Below are 15,913 nucleotides of genomic sequence, written 5' to 3'. Positions count from 1 at the left end.
GGCTGATGGTACCCGAAGCAGTAAACGGCTGTTAAGCGCCAGAAGTCAGCGTGTTTGGCGCACGTTCTTGACACTTTCTTCACATCATGGCCCCTACGGTTCGGTCCCTTATCGGGGAGTCGATAACCGTCGTGGTCCAGGCCGTATCCAGCGTTGCACCGCTTGCCGACGAAAGCCGGCAGCTGAAGCTGTTGATCGACAACGTGAGCGATCACGCGATCTATCTGCTTGATACGCAAGGCAGCATCTGCAGCTGGAACCGGGGCTGCGAGCGGGTCAAGGGGTATACCGCCGAAGCGGTGATGGGCAAGCATGTCGGCCTGTTCTATACACCCGAGGACCAGCAGCTGGGTGTCCCGCAGCAGGCACTGGAATACGCGCGCGATCATGGCCGCTTCGTCGGTGAAGGCTGGCGCGTGCGCTGCAACGGTGAGCGCTTCCGCGCCGGTGAAGTGATCGAGCCGGTCCGCGAGGATGGGTGCCTGCTCGGCTTCGTCAAAGTCACCCAGGATGTCACCGAGCGCTACCAAGCCCAGCGCCTGCTGCAGGATGCCCAGCGCGCGCATGTGCAGCAGCGGCAGCTGGACAATGTCGGCCGGCTGACCCGTGGCCTGGCCCATGAATTCAACAATCTGCTGACCACGATCGGCAACGCGCTGGATATGATTGCGCTGCGCCCCGGCGCCGACGGGCGAACCCAGGAGCTGGTGGACCTGGCGCAGGCCGCCGCCGACCGCGGCTCGCTGCTGACCCGCCAGTTGCTGGCATTTTCCTCGGATCAGACCCTGGTGCGCGAGCCGGTGATGGTGCAGGAATTCCTGCTCGATGCCCTGCCCGTGCTGCGTCGCGCCTGCCCGGCCGGGATCGAAGTAAAGCTGGATCTGACTCCGAATCTGCCCCCGATCGTCACCGATGGCGTACAGTTGCACAGCGCCGTGTTGAATCTGGTGCTCAATAGTGGCGAAGCGATGCCCCAGGGCGGCACGGTCACGATCACGGCCGAGGTCGAACAGCGACTGGCACCGGATCTTTCCCAGCCCATGCGCCGCCACTATGTCGCCATCGCGGTGACCGATGAGGGCAACGGTATGCCCCCGGACATCGCCGAGCGCGCCAGCGAGCCGTTCTTCACCACCAAGGAAGTCGGCAAAGGCAGCGGGCTGGGCCTGAGCCAGGTATTTGGCTTCGTGTCCCAGTGCGACGGCTTTGTCGACGTACAAACCGCCCCCGGACGGGGCACCACCGTCCGCCTGTTGTTACCTGTCATTGAGGAAGTCGAGCATGTCTGAGCCCCTACGCGTATTGATGGTCGAAGACCAGCAGGACCTGCGTGAACTGATTGGCCAGGCGCTGCAGGACTTCGGCATCGAGATCCATACCGCCGACGATGGCCCGGCCGCACTGCGGCTGATGCAGGATCCAGGTGGGTTCGACGTGGTGTTCAGCGATATCAGCATGCCCAATGGCATGAGTGGCGTAGAGCTGAGCGAGCATGTGGCCGATGTGCTGCCCAATGCGCGCATCATCCTGGCCTCCGGTTATGCGCGCTCCCAGCTGCCGCCGCTGCCGGAACATGTCGAGTTCCTGCCCAAGCCCTATCGCCTGCGCCAGCTGGTGACCCTGTTGCAGTCCCCCATCTCGCCCTGAGCGGGCACGATGCTGCCAGGGTGAACGCTTCATCCGTGCTTTGCCTGCTTCACACCGGTTCCGCATGCCAGGCGGGATAGTAGCGGTGAAGTCGGAACAGGGCGCGGTAAATGCTGGACAGAAGCAATGATGTAGATCGGATCGCGTTGATCGAGGCACTCAACGTCATGGATCCAGCGTTGGGTACCGCGCTCGATCCCATTGCCGAGTTGACCGCCTTCAGCTTTGGCGTCCCGATCGCATGGGTGTCCATCCTCGATGCCGATCACCAGCACATCATTTCCCGCGTCGGCCTGGCCATCAGCCGCACCGAGCGGCATGCCTCCATCTGCGCGCGCGTTCTGGGATACAACACCGTCATGCAGGTCGCCGATCTGCGTCAGGACCCGCGCTTTGCCGACAATCCCCTGGTGACCGGACCGGAGCAGCTGCGCTTCTACGCCGGTGCGCCGCTGGTGACCAAGGCCGGCGTCGCGCTCGGCACGCTGTGCATCATGGACCGTACGCCACGGCAGCTCAGCGCCGAAGAACAGCTGCAGCTGCAGACCTTGTCGCGGGTGGTCGTTGCTCAGATGGAACTGAAAATGTCGTTGGGCCGCCGCGAGCAGATCAGCGGGTTGCCCAACCGGCACCAGTTCCAGGCCGATCTCAACGCCTTGGCCCGCCATGCCGATGCGCGTGCATTCACGGCCGTCGTGCTGGATGTGTTCGATCTGCAGAGCGCCAACGATGCTGGCCAGGCGCTAGGCATGAAACCGGTTGAAACCCTGCTGCGGCAGGCCGCCCTGCGCGTGCAGGATGTCCTGCGTGACCTGGCGCAGGTCTACCACATCGGCGTGACCCGCTTTGCGTTCCTGCTGGCTGACCACTCGCACGAACAGACCGAAGCGCTGCTGGATCGGCTGCGCATCCGCATGCGCCGACCACTGATGGCCGGCAGTATTCCGATGTCGCCGCAGTTCCATGCCGGTGTCTGCGATTTCGTCTCGGTACCTGAGCAGACCGGCGATCTGGTCCGCAAATGTCTGGTCGCCATGCACCACGCCATCCAGACGGATGCCTGCCTGTGCTGGTATTCGCAGGAGCGTGACGATGCACTGCGCCGCCGCTATCGGTTGGCCTCCGACGCCGGGCGCGGCCTGGCCCAGCACCAGTTCAGCCTGGTCTATCAGCCGCGCTTCGATCTGATCACCGGGCTGCCGGTATCGGCCGAGGCGCTGCTGCGCTGGACCCACCCGATGCTCGGTCCGGTCAGCCCCGGCGAATTCATTCCTGTTCTGGAGCGCACCGCGTTGATGCCCGCCATCAGCCGCTGGGTGATCGACCATGCGCTGGCCCAGGCGGCGCAGTGGCAGAAGATCGTGCCCGGCTTCAGCCTGTCGCTCAATCTTTCACCGCGCGATTTCGACGACCAGCGGGTGTGGAACGTGCTGTCCGAACGGCTGCACGCGCATGGGTTGGTGCCGGGACTGATTGAAATCGAAATCACCGAAGGCCAATGGCTGAACCACCATCCTGCAGCCCTTCCCCAGCTGCGGCAGATGGCCGCCGCCGGCGTACGCATCGCGATCGATGATTTCGGCAGTGGGTACAGCAACTTCGGTTACCTCAGCGAGGTACCGATCAGCCACATCAAGATCGACCAGACGCTGGTCACCGGGCTGGCGCGCTCGCGCACCGCACGCTTGAAGGTGGAAGCGATCATCAAGCTGGCCCGCCAGCTTGGCTATCGCACGGTGGCCGAGGGCGTGGAGAACGAGGCCGAGTTGTCCCTGTTGCGCCTGTGGGGCTGCAATGAAGCGCAGGGCTATCACCTCGCCCGCCCGATGCATCCCGACGCGGTGCTGCACCTGGTCAGCGCCTGCCGGGCGGGGCCGCTGCCGGACGCGGGCTGACCACCCGCGACGTTGTCTGCACCTCAGGCGATAATGTCCGGCCCGCCTGCCTCCCTTGCCAGACTCATGTCCGATCTTGCCCCGCTGCCCACTCTTCCGCTCGGTCACTACCGCCACTTCAAGGGCGGCAACTACGAAGTGATCGGCGTCGTGCGCCACAGCGAAACTCTGATGCCGATGGTGCTGTACCGGCCGTTGGATTCAGATATCGGGCTGTGGGTGCGACCGTTCGAGATGTTCGTCGCGCAGGTGGAGGTGGACGGGCAGTGGCGTGCGCGGTTTGCGCGGGTCGAGGTGAACGGCTGAGGGGCGAAAAAGGGCGCATCACCGTCCAGCGGCGCGATCAGCTCAAGACCGCCCGCCGCGCGTCCACCAGCTCACGCAGGCGCGCGATCACCGTGCGGAACTGTTCCGGCAACATCGCCGCATCCAGGGCGTCGACCTGACGGGACAGCGCCGACAGTGCCTCGCTCATGCTGGTCACCGGTTGGCCTGTCTCGGCAGACTCCTGCGGCACGTCCAGCTGCGCGCCGATGATGCCCGCCAGTACCTCGAATGCCTTCACCGTGGCGGCGTCGAGCTTGGAGGGGTTCGGATCCAGCGCACACAGGGTGCCGTGGAAGCCGCCATCGCGGCGGAACATCGGCACCGAGATGTAACTCTCGAACCCGTACAACGCCGGCGTGGGATGGCTGGAAAACACCGGGTGGGTACTGGCCTGGTCGAACTGCACCAGATGGCGATGCTCGCGGATCTCATCGCAGATGGTGGTCTCCAGCACCAGGTCTTCACCGGGTCGCAGACCAAAATCGAGGTGGTCACGCACCGCGCAGGCAGTCCATCGATCCGCCGTGACGCGTGCCACAGCGACAAAACGCATGCCCGTCATCGCGCTGGCCAGCTCCAGCATGCCCGGCACGGCAGGCATCGCCAGCAGCGCGGCAACATCCTCCAGACGCGGGTCGGTTGAGCTGGCCAGCAGCGCCACTGGCGCAGCGCCGGGGCCATCCTCGTCGAGCGGATTCTCCATCGCTGCCAAGCGGCGATCCAGTGCTGTCGCGTTGACCTCGTTGAACAGAGTACGCACCGACGCAGACAACGCGCGCGGGTCCTTGATGGCGCCCACGAAGTGAATGCCCTGCCCGACCAGCCGGATCTGCTCGACGCCGTGATCCAACCGCAGCGATGGCCATGCCTGGCGATGCAGGATGCGCATCCAATCGTTGGGGGGCGTGTCAGCCAGAAGCGCGGTGACGATCACGCGTGGCGCGCCGGCGCCCTCCTGGTGACATGGCAGATCAAAGCCGATGAGCGCTGGAAAGCCGGCACTGGTAGACATCACAACCCCTTTAGCCGCATGGCGCAGCCATCGACAGGTGGTGGCTTTGACCACGAATTGTCGCATGAATGAGCGAGACTAGCCGTGACCGAAGTCGCCACCGATGCCGCCCGGAAGGTGCGGCGGCTATCATGCAGGCACGGACATCTCTATCACGTACAAAGGAATGCGCATGTTGGACGGTTTCTCGCTGTTGATTGGCCTCGGCTGGGCGCTGTTCGGGCTGCTGTGGATCTTCGTCCCCTTCGCCATTTTCGGCATCAAGGGGCTGCTGCGCGAGATCCTGGCCGAACAGAAGCAGACCAACGAGATTCTCAGGCGTGCCCATGGCGTCAGCCCGCCGTTGGACATGCCCGAGTCCCAGCCGTTCAGGCCCGTGCGATATCCGTGAAGAACCGGCAATAGCCGGTCAGGACGGGCGTCGCAGGCGTCAACGGCGAGCGATTGCGCGGGAACGCACGGCCGCTCGAATCCAGCGTTCTACCGTATGCACTGATTATGCTGCGCTGCAGCAGTACAATGCCGCGCTCACCCGTTCGACGCCCCCTGAATGAGCTCTTCTTCCGTCCCCCTGGCCGCCCGGCTTTCGCCGCGCGAGCGCACCCTGATCCTGCTGGCCTTGTCGCTGGGTGGCTTTGCCATCGGCACCAGCGAGTTCGCCAGCATGGGGCTGATGCTGGAAATCAGCCGCGGGCTGTCCATCAGCGAGACCCAGGTCGGCCATCTGATCAGCGCCTATGCCATTGGCGTAGTCGTCGGCGCCCCGGTGCTGGCATTTGCCGGTGCAGGGTTCGCGCGCCGCACTCTGCTGCTGGCGCTGATGGGCTTTTACGCCATCGGCAACTTGGCCAGTGCGCTGGCCCCCAATTACGGCACGATGCTGCTGGCTCGGTTCGTCGCGGGTCTGCCGCATGGCGCGTACTTCGGCGTGGCGATGCTGGTGGCCGCCGCGATCAGTCCTCCGGCCCAGCGCGGCGCGGCGGTATCGAAAGTGCTGCTCGGCCTGTCCGTGGCGATCCTGGTCGGCAACCCGCTCACCACCTGGCTTGGCCAGCAGCTCAGCTGGCGCACCGCCTTCGCCGTCGTCAGCGTGTTGGCGATCGCCACGGTGGCGATGATCGCCCGCTTCCTGCTGCCCGATCCGGATGAAGTCCGCACCTCCCCAATGCGCGAACTGCGCGCCTTCAACCGCACCCAGGTGTGGCTGGCGTTGGCGATCGGCTCGGTGGGCTTTGCCGGCATGTTCTGTGTCTTCACCTACCTCGCCCCGACCCTGGTGCAGGTCACCGGCCTGGCCGAATCGTGGATGCCGCTGGCCGTAGGCATCTTCGGCATCGGCGCGATCATCGGCAACGTGGCGGGCGGCTGGCTGGTGGACCGCTTCCAGTTCCGCGCGGCAGCAGTGGTGCTGGTCTGGTCGATCATCGTGCTGCTGGCGTTCCCGCTGGCCGCGCAGTCGGTATGGAGTGTGTTCCCGATGATCATCGCGGTGGGCACCATGGGCGCCTTGGCCGCGGTACTGCAGACCCGGCTGATGGATGTGGCTGGCGAAGCGCAGACGCTGGCCGCGGCGTCCAACCACGCTGCGTTCAATACCGCCAATGCGCTGGGCCCGTGGTTTGGCGGCATGGCCATCGGTGCCGGCTTCAGCCCCGCCGTGACCGGTTACGTCGGCGCGGCCACCGCGCTGGGCGGCCTGCTGCTGTGGGGCGTGGCGATGCTGGTGGACCGCCGTTCGCGTGGCGAGCCGGTGCTGCAGCAGTAGGCGCACCGCGTCCACTGCAGGCCGAGCCGATATCCCCGCCCAGGCGGGGATTTTTTCATTTCCTTATCATGGGTGTCCGATCAAACAGCGCTTACCGATGACGTACGAATGGGCCCCGAGCGACTGGGGTCAACGCCTCACGCGATCGCCGCACTGGCGCCTGCGCCTGGAAGACGAACAGCTGCTGCTGACCATCGACGGTCATCCGTACCACGCGCCCCTTTCCGCGCTGCAGGTGCACCCGCGCCTGCCATGGGCACGGCTCACCCTGCACCGCGAAGGGCAGGCCCCGCTGACGCTCGGCGGCCTGTCTCCGGGCGCTGCCCGGGTGCTGGCGTCCGCCCTGGCCGACCGACGTGGCGCACAGCATCAACGCGACCACGTCGCCCTGTTCCAGCAGGCCTACGCCGCGATCCAGCGCTGGCTTGCGCAGGTGCAGGCCGCGACCGATCTGGCCGACGATGAGTCGCTGTGGTTCACGCATGAGCAGCAGCAGGCGCTGCTGCAGGCGCGACCTGACCTGCCGCTCGATGAGGATGCACTGTGGGCGGTCTTCGATGACGCCGAGCTGCGCAGCGAGCTGGACGGCGATCCCTCGGCCATCGAAGAAGCCCTGATGCTGTGGCTGGCCGACTGGCCGACCCAGTGGGCACGCCGCAATGACGCGCATGAGGCGCGCGAGCTGATCGCCTGCCGGCCCTTGCTGGACCGTGTTGAAACCCGCCCGCTCACCGACGAGCAGGCCCGTGCGGTCATCTGCTTCGACAACCGCGTCCAGGTGGTGGCGGCAGCCGGTTCCGGTAAAACCTCGACCATGGTCGCCAAGGCGGCCTACGCCATCGAGCGCGGCATGGTCGCGCCCGAGCGCATCGTCATGCTTGCCTTCAACAAGGACGCGGCCACGGAACTGCAGGCGCGCGCCGACCGGGCCTTCCAGCGCCTCGGCCTGGGCGAGGTGCGGGTGGAAGCGCGCACGTTCCATGCGCTGGGCCGGCACATCATCGCCCAGGCCACCGGGCGGATGCCGCAGGTACCCGAGTGGGCCGTCGATAGCACACAGGGGTTCCATCGGCTGGCCGAGATCATCGACGCCCTGAAGGACCGCTCCCTCCATTTCCGCACCCAGTGGGACATGTTCCGGCTGGTGTTCGGCCGTGATCTGCCCGTCATCGGCGGTCCGCTGGAGGCCGAGGAGTGGGACAAGGACGGCCAGGGTTACGTGCGTACGCTGCAGGGCGAGCGCGTGCGCGGCATCGAAGAATGCGTGATCGCAGACTGGCTGTTCTACAACGGCGTGGCGTACACCTACGAACGACGCCACGCATTCGATGCCGGAACCGATGGGTACCGCCAGTACCGCGCGGATTTCCACTATCCCGGCGTCGCGCTGTATCACGACCATCTCGGCTCGGAGGGACACGAACGGGCGCCGGCGCATCACGGGGGCGCCCCGGTCACCGGCGGTGGCATCGAGCGGATCCAGACCACGTCGCACCAGTTGCGGACCGGCGACCTGTTCGTGCGGTTGGGCGAGGCCTTGTCGCAGCGGGGCATCGAACTGGACCCGAATCCCGACCGCGAGCTGCCCGACGGCGGCGCAACGCCCATGCCGGACACCGACCTGATCGGCCTGGTGCGCACCTTCATCAGCCACGCCAAGAGCAATGGCCTGCAGATAGAGGACATGGTCGAGCGTCTGCGCCGCCTGCCCGACGATCACTTCAAGCACCGCTACCGGCTCTTCCTTGAACTCATCATCCCGATCCTGGATGGCTGGGAGGATGCGCTGGTCGCCGAGGGCGGCATCGATTTCGAGGACATGCTCAACCAGGCCGCCGAACACCTGGAACACGGCCGCTTTGTCGCGCCGTTCGATCTGGTGATGGCCGACGAGTTCCAGGATGCCTCGCGCGCGCGGGCGCGTCTGTGCCGTGCACTGGTGCAGGCGCCGGGCAAGCACCTGTTCGCGGTCGGCGATGACTGGCAGTCGATCAACCGGTTCGCCGGCGCGGACGTCTCGGTGATGACCGGCTTCGTGGACTGGTTCGGCCAAGGCCAGGTGCTCAAGCTCGAGCAGACCTTCCGCTGCCCGCAGGCGCTGTGCGATGTCTCCAGCGCGTTCGTGTCACGTAATCCGGCGCAGATTCCCAAACAGGTACGCTCGGTCACGCCCGCGCATGGGGCGGTACTGCAGGCCTTCCAGGTGGCCTCGCGCGACCGGCTGGCCGGCGCGGTGGAGCAGTATCTGGCGCAGTTGCACCAGCAGTTGCTGACGGGCCAGGTGCCGCTTGGGCGCGATGGGAAAGTCACGGTGTTCGTGCTCGGCCGTTACAACGCCGACCGCGCGTTGCTGCCGGCCACGTGGCGCGCACGCCATGGGCAGCATATGGAGGTGAGCTTCCTCACCGCGCACCGCTCCAAGGGTACCGAGGCGGATTACGTCATCCTGCCCGGCCTGCTGGATCGGCGCTTTCCCAACACGCGGGCCGACGATCCGGTGCTGACCCTGGCGATGCCCGAGAGCGATGCCTATCCGCTTGGCGAGGAGCGTCGCCTGTTCTACGTCGCGTTGACACGTGCGCGCCGCTCGGTAGCGATGTTCACGGTGCAGGGGCGCCGCTCGTCGTTCCTGACCGAACTGGTCAACGATGGTGCGGTACGGGTGACCTCGATGGCCGGCGACGCGATTCACGAGCAGGCCTGCCCGGCCTGCAGCGTGGGCGTGATCGTGCCGCGCACCGGGCCGTATGGCGCGTTCCAATCGTGCTCGGGGTATCCACGCTGTGAGTACAAGCCGCCGCGCGCCTATGTGTAGATCAACAGGCGGTCGACACGCGCCAGGTCACTGCGAGGCAGCCGCCAACTGCGCATCGATCTGTTCAATCAGCACCCGCCGCTCCGGAACGCCGGGCATCACCCGCACCAGATTGCGGACCATGCGCAGGTCCTGCTGCCAGCCCAGCTGATCGCTCAGCGCATGCAGGGCACGCGCGTGCCTGGTGTGCCCGGGTCCCTTGATCGGCACCGAGCGGGACGGCGCCAACTGCGGCAGCGCCTCCAGTTGCATGCGCAGGCGACGCACTCGGCGGCGCCAGCGATGCAGGTCGTCGGCATCGTGACTGCGTGTCGCGCGCTTCTCCGCCTTCTGCGTACGCCGTTCACTGCGCGCCAGTCCTTTTCGGATGTCACCGCCCCTCAGGGATTCCCATGGCTGCGCCTTGAGATCGGTCACGATACGCAGCAGGGCCGCCTGGCGGCGTGCAAAGGCAGGATCGCGCGCGAGCACGCGGGCCAGGACCGCCTCACGCCGTGCGGTCAGGCGCATGCATACCGCCTCCCACGGTTGGTCGGGCTGCGCTGACGCCAGCCGTGCGCAGGTCTCCACGACCACGTGCGCGTCGCGCAACGCGGAGAGGCCATCTCCCAGCCGACGCAGCGCGGCGTCCGCTGCGTCTGTCTCGAGCACGCTGCTTTCCAGCAACGCCAGCAGGGCACGAAGGCGACGGATGGTCTTGCGCGCCCGATGCACCGCCTCGTGCACCTCCGGCGTGCGCTCGAATGCGTCGGCGATGGCCTGGCACTCGCCATGCGCCAACGCGCGGGCGGCAGGACCGATCTCGGGTCGCGTCATCGCAGTCTCCCCTGAGGGCGTGGGGCGATTGTACCCATGCCGCAGCGCCGGGCCCGCTCAGCCCGGATTGAACATCTGGCGCACACCCCGGAGCAGCTCGTTCACGCTGAACGGCTTGGGCAGCAGGGACATGCCCGGCCCGAGGAACTCATTGCGGACGGCCGCGCTTTCCGTATAGCCGGTGACGAACAACACCGGCAGGTGGGGGCGCAATGCCCGTGCCGCATCGGCGAGCTCCCGGCCGTTCATGCCGGGCAGGCCCACGTCGGACAACAACAGGTCCAGCTCGCGGTCCGAATGCAGCTCCAACAGGGCCTGCTGCGCATTGATGGCTTCCACGACCTGGTAGCCGGCCTCGACCAGCATCTCCCGGACCATCATGCGTACCGAATCGGTATCGTCGACCAGCAGAATCCGCTCGGCACTGCCACGGGGCAGTTGTGCAGGTGCCGATGCGTGGGCTGCGGCGGGCTGGAGCTGCCCTTCGGGCAGCAGCAGCTCGATCTCGGTCCCCTCGCCGCGCTCGCTGGCGATGCGCGCACTGCCACCGGACTGACGCGCGAACCCGTAGGTCATCGACAGCCCCAGCCCGGTCCCCTCGCCCTGCGGCTTGGTGGTGAAGAACGGCTCGAACACCTTGGTCAACAGCTCTGCGGGGATGCCCACGCCGTTGTCGAGCACGGTCACGGTGATGTAGTGGCCAGGCGCCAGCTCATGGTCGCGCTCGATCTCGGCACGCCCGGCGCGGATGCGGATCAGGCCCTGGCCGGCCAAGGCATCGCGGGCATTGATGACCAGGTTGAGGATGACGTTCTCGAACTGGTTCGGGTCGGCCACCGCAATCAGCGGTTCAACGCCCAGCTCCAGCTCAAGCTCGATGTTCTCACCGATCGACCGCTGCAGCATGTCTTCCAGCGAGCGCACCCGCGCCACGACATCGAAGGTCTGCGGGTCGAGTGGTTGCTTGCGGGCAAAGGCGAGCATGCGCTGGGTCAGCGCGGCCGCACGGTGTGCCGAGCCCGTGGCGATCTCGACGTAGCGGGAGGCCTTGTCCCATTTGCCGCTGGAGGCGGCGATCTCGATCATGTCCAGCCCGGAAATGATCGTGGTCAGCAGGTTGTTGAAATCATGCGCGATGCCGCCGGTGAGCTGGCCCAGCGCGTCCATCTTCTGCGCCTGCATCAACTCGATCTCGGTGCGCTCGCGCTCGGCGATCTGGAACGCGAGCTCGGAGGTCGCGCTCTCAAGTTCCTGGCGCTGCTCGTTGGCGCGCGCATGGTGCTCGGTAGTGTCTTCGATCAGTACCAGGCCCTGCCCGGCGGCCTGGTACGGCGTCACCCGCCATTCGGTCATGCGGGTGGCGCCACCCACGCGAAGGCTGAAAGTGCCCTGCCAGCGCTCGCCTTCGGCCAGGGCCACCTTCAGCGCGCTGAGCGGCGCGACCTGATCCTGCAACAACTGATCCAGCTGGCCCGGCCCCACCTGCTGGCCCAGCAGGCGGGTAAAGGCATCGTTGGCATCGTGGGCATTGAGCGAGGCATCCAACACCGCGATCGGGGCATTGATGTGCCGGAAAATCTCGCGGAAGCGTGCCTCGGTCTCGCGCAACGCCTCTTCAGCGCGGCGGGCGCGCAGCAGGCTGCGCAGCGTGGCCAACAGCACATCCGGATCGACCGGATGGATCAGATACGCATCCGCGCCCGCGTTGAGGCCGGTGATCATGTCACCGGTGGCGATCGACGCGGCCGAGACATGCACCACCGGCAGCAACTGCAGCCGGCCGTGTTCGCGCAACTGCCGCACCACATCAAAGCCGCTCATGTCCGGCAGGTTCACATCCAGAACGAGCGCACCGAAATCATGCTCGGCCAGCCGTGCCAGGCCCTCACCGCCGGTACCGGCTTCCTCCACATGGAACCCGTGGTGCTCCAGCACGCGGCGTACCGCGTAACGGGTCGCCACGTTGTCATCCACGACGAGGATGCGATCAGGAATCGCCATGCACGGCCTCCGTGGCCAGGGTCAGCGGCAACACCACATAGAAATGAGAGCCGGCACCGATTTCGCTCTCGACGCCGACATGGCCACCGAGCAGTTCGGCAAAGCGCTTGCACAGCGACAGCCCCAGCCCGGTCCCGCGCAGGCGCTTCTGCAGCGGAGTATCGACCTGCACGAAATCCTCGAACAGGGTCGACTGCAGTTCTGCCGGAATGCCGATGCCGGTATCGCGCACACTGAAACGCACCGCGTTGTCACCCTCCAGCTGGGTCGATACCACCACCTGGCCGCTGGGGGTGAACTTCAGCGCATTGGAAATGAAATTGCGCAGGATCTGCGCCAGCTTCTTGTCATCCGTGTACAGCATCGGCATGACCGGCGGGTCTTCGAACACCAGATCCACCTGGTTGCCCTCCACCAATGGACGGAACATGCCACGCAGGGCCGAGAACAGATCCATCAGATCGAACCAGGCCGGCGAGATGGTGATGCGCCCGGCCTCGATCTTGGCCAGATCCAGCAGGTCGTCCACCATCTCGCGCAGCTCACTGGTGGAGGCGCTGATGAAACGCACCTGTCGGCGCTGCTCCGCGGTCAGCGGACCATCCATGCCATCCTCCAGCAGCCGCGTCATGCTCAGGATCGAGCCCAGTGGCGTGCGGAACTCATGGCTCATGTAGGACAGGAACCGGCTCTTCAGCTCGGATACCTCGCGCAGCTGCTCGGCCTGCTGATCCAGCTCGGCATACAGCGCCAGCACACCCTGATTGGTTTCATCCAACTCAGCGCGCAGCGCATCGGCTTCCAGGCGCAGCTGCTCCAGCTCCTGATCACGGGGTGAAGCGCTCAATGCAGGTCTCCAAGACGCAGGGCAACGATGCCGGCATCATCCCGGCCACGATCGAAATCACGGTGCAGCACCGCCACGATCAAGGCGGGGTGGCGGTGTAACAGGCCGGGGTAGTCGCGCAGGCTCCAACGCGCCTGCAGTCCATCACTGTGCATGACCAGCAGCGTGCCTGCCGCGGCGTGAAAATGGAATGGTTGTGCCTTGCGGTACTGCACCCCGACGATGCCCGGGTGCGAGGCCAATCCGCGTGAGCCGGTGGGCTCGCACAGGCTGGCGGCAATGTTGCCGATCCCCGCGAACTCCAGCTGACCGCTCGCCACGTCCACGCAGGCCACCGCCGCCGCACCGCCGCGGGTGCCGGACATGCCCGCGTGCAGGATGCCGATCAAGGCCGGTGCCCCCGCCGCGGAGGCTTGTGCAACGGCAGCCACACCGGCCTGCGCTGCATCGGCGGCGGGCAGTCCATGCCCCAGCCCATCGATCACGGTGACCGCCACGGTCTGTGCATCGGCACGCAGATGCCAGGCATCGCCACAGGCCAGCTCGTGGCGCATCGGAATCCGCAGCGCACCATAGGGCACATCGATATCGCCTGGTGCACGGCTGGCATAGATCCGCGCCACGACGACCGCGCCTTTGGCATCGGACCAGGCATCCAGCACGGTGGCCTGGCGCTGGATCGCACCCAGCCCCAGGCCTTGAGTACCACCTGTCGAGTAACCGTCCGGGAGGCATTCGGCCAACGAGAAGCCCGGGCCGGCATCGACCGTCACCAGCTCCACCCCGTTGCCGCCGCGACCGCACACCGCGGACAGGTACATGCGGCCGCCGCGCCCGTGTTTGAGCACGTTCGTCGCCATCTCGGTGGCCACCAGTGCCGCACGGCCGGCGTCCATTTCGTCCAGGCCGACATGATTGGCCAGTGCCAGCGCTTCGCGCCGGGCCTGCCCGACCTGTGAGGATTCTTCGACCACCACGATCCGCGTCACCTGGCCGCCGAAGTTCAGCTCCATTTGGTGATCGTGATACGGGTGCCCTGCCCCGGTGCACTCTCCAGTTCGAACTCATCCACCAACCGGCGCGAACCGGACAGGCCCAGGCCCATGCCCGAGCCGGACGACCAGCCATCGGTCAGGGCCTGTGCGACATCCGGGATGCCAGGACCGTCATCAGCGAAGACCAGCCGTACGCCCTTGCGCAGTCCCTTCTCGACCACTTCCCAATCCATGGTCCCGCCGCCACCGTAGATGACGGCATTGCGCGCCAGCTCGCTGGCCGCGGTGACCAGCTTGGTCTGGTCGATCAGACGCAGCTTGCACGCCACACAGACCTGACGTGCAGCCTGACGGGCCAGCACGACGTCCTGCTCGATGCGGATCGGCAGCGAACCACTTGAAGGCGTCATAAGGCGGCGTCGTCTTCGTCAGTACGCTGCAGCAGCTTCATGCCCCGCTCCACATTCAATGCGGTGCGCACGCCACTGAGCGTCAGCCCCAGCTCGACCAGGGTGATCGCCACCGCAGGCTGCATGCCGACCACCACCGTGGTGGCATCCATGATCCGCGCCAGCGACGAAATCGTGGCGATCATCCGCCCGATGAACGAATCGACGATATCCAGTGCGGAGATGTCGATCAGCACACCGCGTGCAGAGGTGCTGCGGATCTTTTCCGTGAGGTCGTCCTGCAGGGTCAGCGCGAGCTGGTCATGCATGTCCACCTGGATGGTCACCAGCAGCAGATCGCCCATCTGCAGGATCGGGATGCGCTCCATCTCAGCGGGCGGTCCGGGTAACGGTCTGGCCGGTACGCTTGAGCGCCAGCGCCAGTGCATCGGCCAGGTTGGCCTTGGTCACGATCCCCTGCAGGTCCAGCCCGAGGTGCACGATGGTCTGGGCAATCTGCGGGCGCACGCCGCTGATGATCGCGTCGGCGCCCATCAGACGGATCGCGGTGACCGTCTTCAGCAGATGCTGGGCCACCAGAGTGTCCACGGTCGGAACGCCGGTGATATCGATGATGGCGATTTCAGACCCGGTATCCACGATCCGCTGCAGCAGCGACTCCATCACCACCTGGGTGCGCTGCGAATCCAGCGTGCCGATCATCGGCAACGCCAGCACGCCGTCCCACAGCTTCACCACGGGCGTGGACAGCTCAAGCATTTCTTCCTGCTGGCGCTGGATCACGTCTTCGCGGGTCTTCTGGAACACGGTGACCGTGTGGAGACCCAGCTGATCGATCAGCTCGGAGATCGCCCACAACTGGTCGCCCAGCTGGGCCACATCGTTCGCGTATGCCTGCTGGATCACCTCGAACAACGGCCGCTTCAGCGAGAAGATGAAGCTGGCGGTTTCCGAGGAGTTGAACCCCTTCAGCACGCGCTCGCGCGACAGCTCCTCCAGGAAGCGCCGGATGTCCTGCCACTCGGCCCGAGCCACGGAGCTCACGTCGGCCGCGGACAGCGCGTCCAGAAACAGGCGCCAGAACTCGCGGACCTGGGTGTCCAGCTCACGGGAAGAAAGCCGGCCGTCCTGTGCCTGGCCGGAACCGGCGAGATTGCCGGCCCACGCGGCCAACAAGGGCTCCTGATGGCTGCGGATAAGATCGATCGTGCGCTGCTGCAAAGCCGCCATGGAAATGTCCTGGAAGATGAGGAAACACCGGTTGCGCTGGCGACCCATCACCCCTATGAATGGGGGTCGCAATCTCGAAAGCTTAAATGAATTCAGGAAGATTGGGCATCACGGGTGATGCTGATGATGTGAAGACGATCTGCACCTGGCTGA

At 65.9% G+C, this 15,913-nt stretch carries 15 protein-coding genes; 7 read left to right on the top strand and 8 right to left on the bottom strand.

The genetic code is table 11. The features are described 5' to 3' along the window. The first annotated feature begins 131 nt into the window (after nucleotides 1-131). The 4 genes from ABE464_RS03875 (at nucleotide 132) to ABE464_RS03860 (ending at nucleotide 3,848) form a co-directional block, all read left to right on the top strand. Complete coding sequence (locus ABE464_RS03875; protein WP_346470828.1) at nucleotides 132-1,289, top strand: ATP-binding protein; 1,158 nt, start codon at nucleotides 132-134, stop codon at nucleotides 1,287-1,289. Continuing rightward, on the top strand, nucleotides 1,282-1,647 hold the full coding sequence (locus ABE464_RS03870; protein WP_346470827.1) for a response regulator: 366 nt from the start codon (nucleotides 1,282-1,284) through the stop codon (nucleotides 1,645-1,647). The genes ABE464_RS03875 and ABE464_RS03870 overlap by 8 nt, the downstream gene beginning before the upstream one ends. Nucleotides 1,648-1,757: 110 nt before the next feature. Next, nucleotides 1,758-3,542, top strand: coding sequence for an EAL domain-containing protein (locus ABE464_RS03865; protein WP_346470826.1), 1,785 nt, complete (start codon nucleotides 1,758-1,760; stop codon nucleotides 3,540-3,542). 66 nt (nucleotides 3,543-3,608) lie between these two features. Further along, nucleotides 3,609-3,848, top strand: a complete 240-nt coding sequence (locus ABE464_RS03860) for a DUF1653 domain-containing protein (protein ID WP_346470825.1) — start codon at nucleotides 3,609-3,611, stop codon at nucleotides 3,846-3,848. A gap of 37 nt (nucleotides 3,849-3,885) precedes the next feature. Here the strand turns inward: ABE464_RS03860 and ABE464_RS03855 are convergent, their stop codons facing one another. Next, the gene (locus ABE464_RS03855) at nucleotides 3,886-4,881 is read right to left on the bottom strand and encodes a GAF domain-containing protein (protein WP_346470824.1); all 996 of its coding nucleotides are present in this window, start codon (nucleotides 4,879-4,881) and stop codon (nucleotides 3,886-3,888) included. Between the two features lie 172 nt (nucleotides 4,882-5,053). Between ABE464_RS03855 and ABE464_RS03850 the strand changes: the two genes are divergently transcribed. The 3 genes from ABE464_RS03850 to ABE464_RS03840 all read left to right on the top strand — a co-directional run bounded on the left by ABE464_RS03850 (nucleotide 5,054) and on the right by ABE464_RS03840 (nucleotide 9,461). Beyond that, complete coding sequence (locus ABE464_RS03850; RefSeq protein WP_346470823.1) at nucleotides 5,054-5,272, top strand: hypothetical protein; 219 nt, start codon at nucleotides 5,054-5,056, stop codon at nucleotides 5,270-5,272. 159 nt (nucleotides 5,273-5,431) lie between these two features. Further along, nucleotides 5,432-6,646 (top strand): MFS transporter, encoded by a 1,215-nt coding sequence (locus ABE464_RS03845; protein ID WP_346470822.1) that lies wholly within the window; start codon nucleotides 5,432-5,434, stop codon nucleotides 6,644-6,646. Nucleotides 6,647-6,743: 97 nt separating this feature from the next. Then, entirely contained in the window at nucleotides 6,744-9,461 is a 2,718-nt protein-coding gene (locus ABE464_RS03840; protein WP_346470821.1) for a UvrD-helicase domain-containing protein, read from the top strand. A 27-nt stretch (nucleotides 9,462-9,488) separates the two neighbouring features. On the opposite strand, the gene ABE464_RS03835 is transcribed toward ABE464_RS03840, so the two are convergent. The 7 genes from ABE464_RS03835 to ABE464_RS03805 are packed head-to-tail and all read right to left on the bottom strand — an operon-like array spanning nucleotide 9,489 to nucleotide 15,760. After that, nucleotides 9,489-10,277, bottom strand: coding sequence for a CHAD domain-containing protein (locus tag ABE464_RS03835; protein WP_346470820.1), 789 nt, complete (start codon nucleotides 10,275-10,277; stop codon nucleotides 9,489-9,491). Nucleotides 10,278-10,334: 57 nt separating this feature from the next. Further along, entirely contained in the window at nucleotides 10,335-12,278 is a 1,944-nt protein-coding gene (locus tag ABE464_RS03830) for a response regulator (protein ID WP_346470819.1), read from the bottom strand. Further along, nucleotides 12,265-13,125 (bottom strand): ATP-binding protein, encoded by an 861-nt coding sequence (locus tag ABE464_RS03825; protein WP_346470818.1) that lies wholly within the window; start codon nucleotides 13,123-13,125, stop codon nucleotides 12,265-12,267. The genes ABE464_RS03830 and ABE464_RS03825 overlap by 14 nt, the downstream gene beginning before the upstream one ends. After that, a complete protein-coding gene (locus ABE464_RS03820; RefSeq protein ID WP_346470817.1) occupies nucleotides 13,122-14,138 on the bottom strand; it encodes an ATP-binding protein in 1,017 nt (338 codons plus the stop codon). The genes ABE464_RS03825 and ABE464_RS03820 overlap by 4 nt, the downstream gene beginning before the upstream one ends. Beyond that, on the bottom strand, nucleotides 14,129-14,530 hold the full coding sequence (locus tag ABE464_RS03815) for an anti-sigma regulatory factor (protein ID WP_346470816.1): 402 nt from the start codon (nucleotides 14,528-14,530) through the stop codon (nucleotides 14,129-14,131). Before ABE464_RS03815 ends, ABE464_RS03820 begins: the two co-directional genes overlap by 10 nt. Continuing rightward, nucleotides 14,527-14,898: an STAS domain-containing protein gene (locus ABE464_RS03810; protein WP_346470815.1), complete on the bottom strand. Its 372-nt coding sequence runs from the start codon at nucleotides 14,896-14,898 to the stop codon at nucleotides 14,527-14,529. Before ABE464_RS03810 ends, ABE464_RS03815 begins: the two co-directional genes overlap by 4 nt. Before the next feature lies 1 nt (nucleotide 14,899). Then, nucleotides 14,900-15,760, bottom strand: coding sequence for an STAS domain-containing protein (locus tag ABE464_RS03805; RefSeq protein ID WP_346470814.1), 861 nt, complete (start codon nucleotides 15,758-15,760; stop codon nucleotides 14,900-14,902). Nucleotides 15,761-15,913: the final 153 nt, after the last annotated feature.

The sequence above is a fragment of the Stenotrophomonas sp. TWI587 genome, from assembly GCF_039674145.1.
In the GTDB taxonomy this organism is placed as follows: Bacteria; Pseudomonadota; Gammaproteobacteria; order Xanthomonadales; family Xanthomonadaceae; genus Stenotrophomonas; species Stenotrophomonas maltophilia_AY.
Note: the sequence above shows the minus strand (reverse complement) of the source record. Positions and strands in the feature narration are given on the sequence as shown.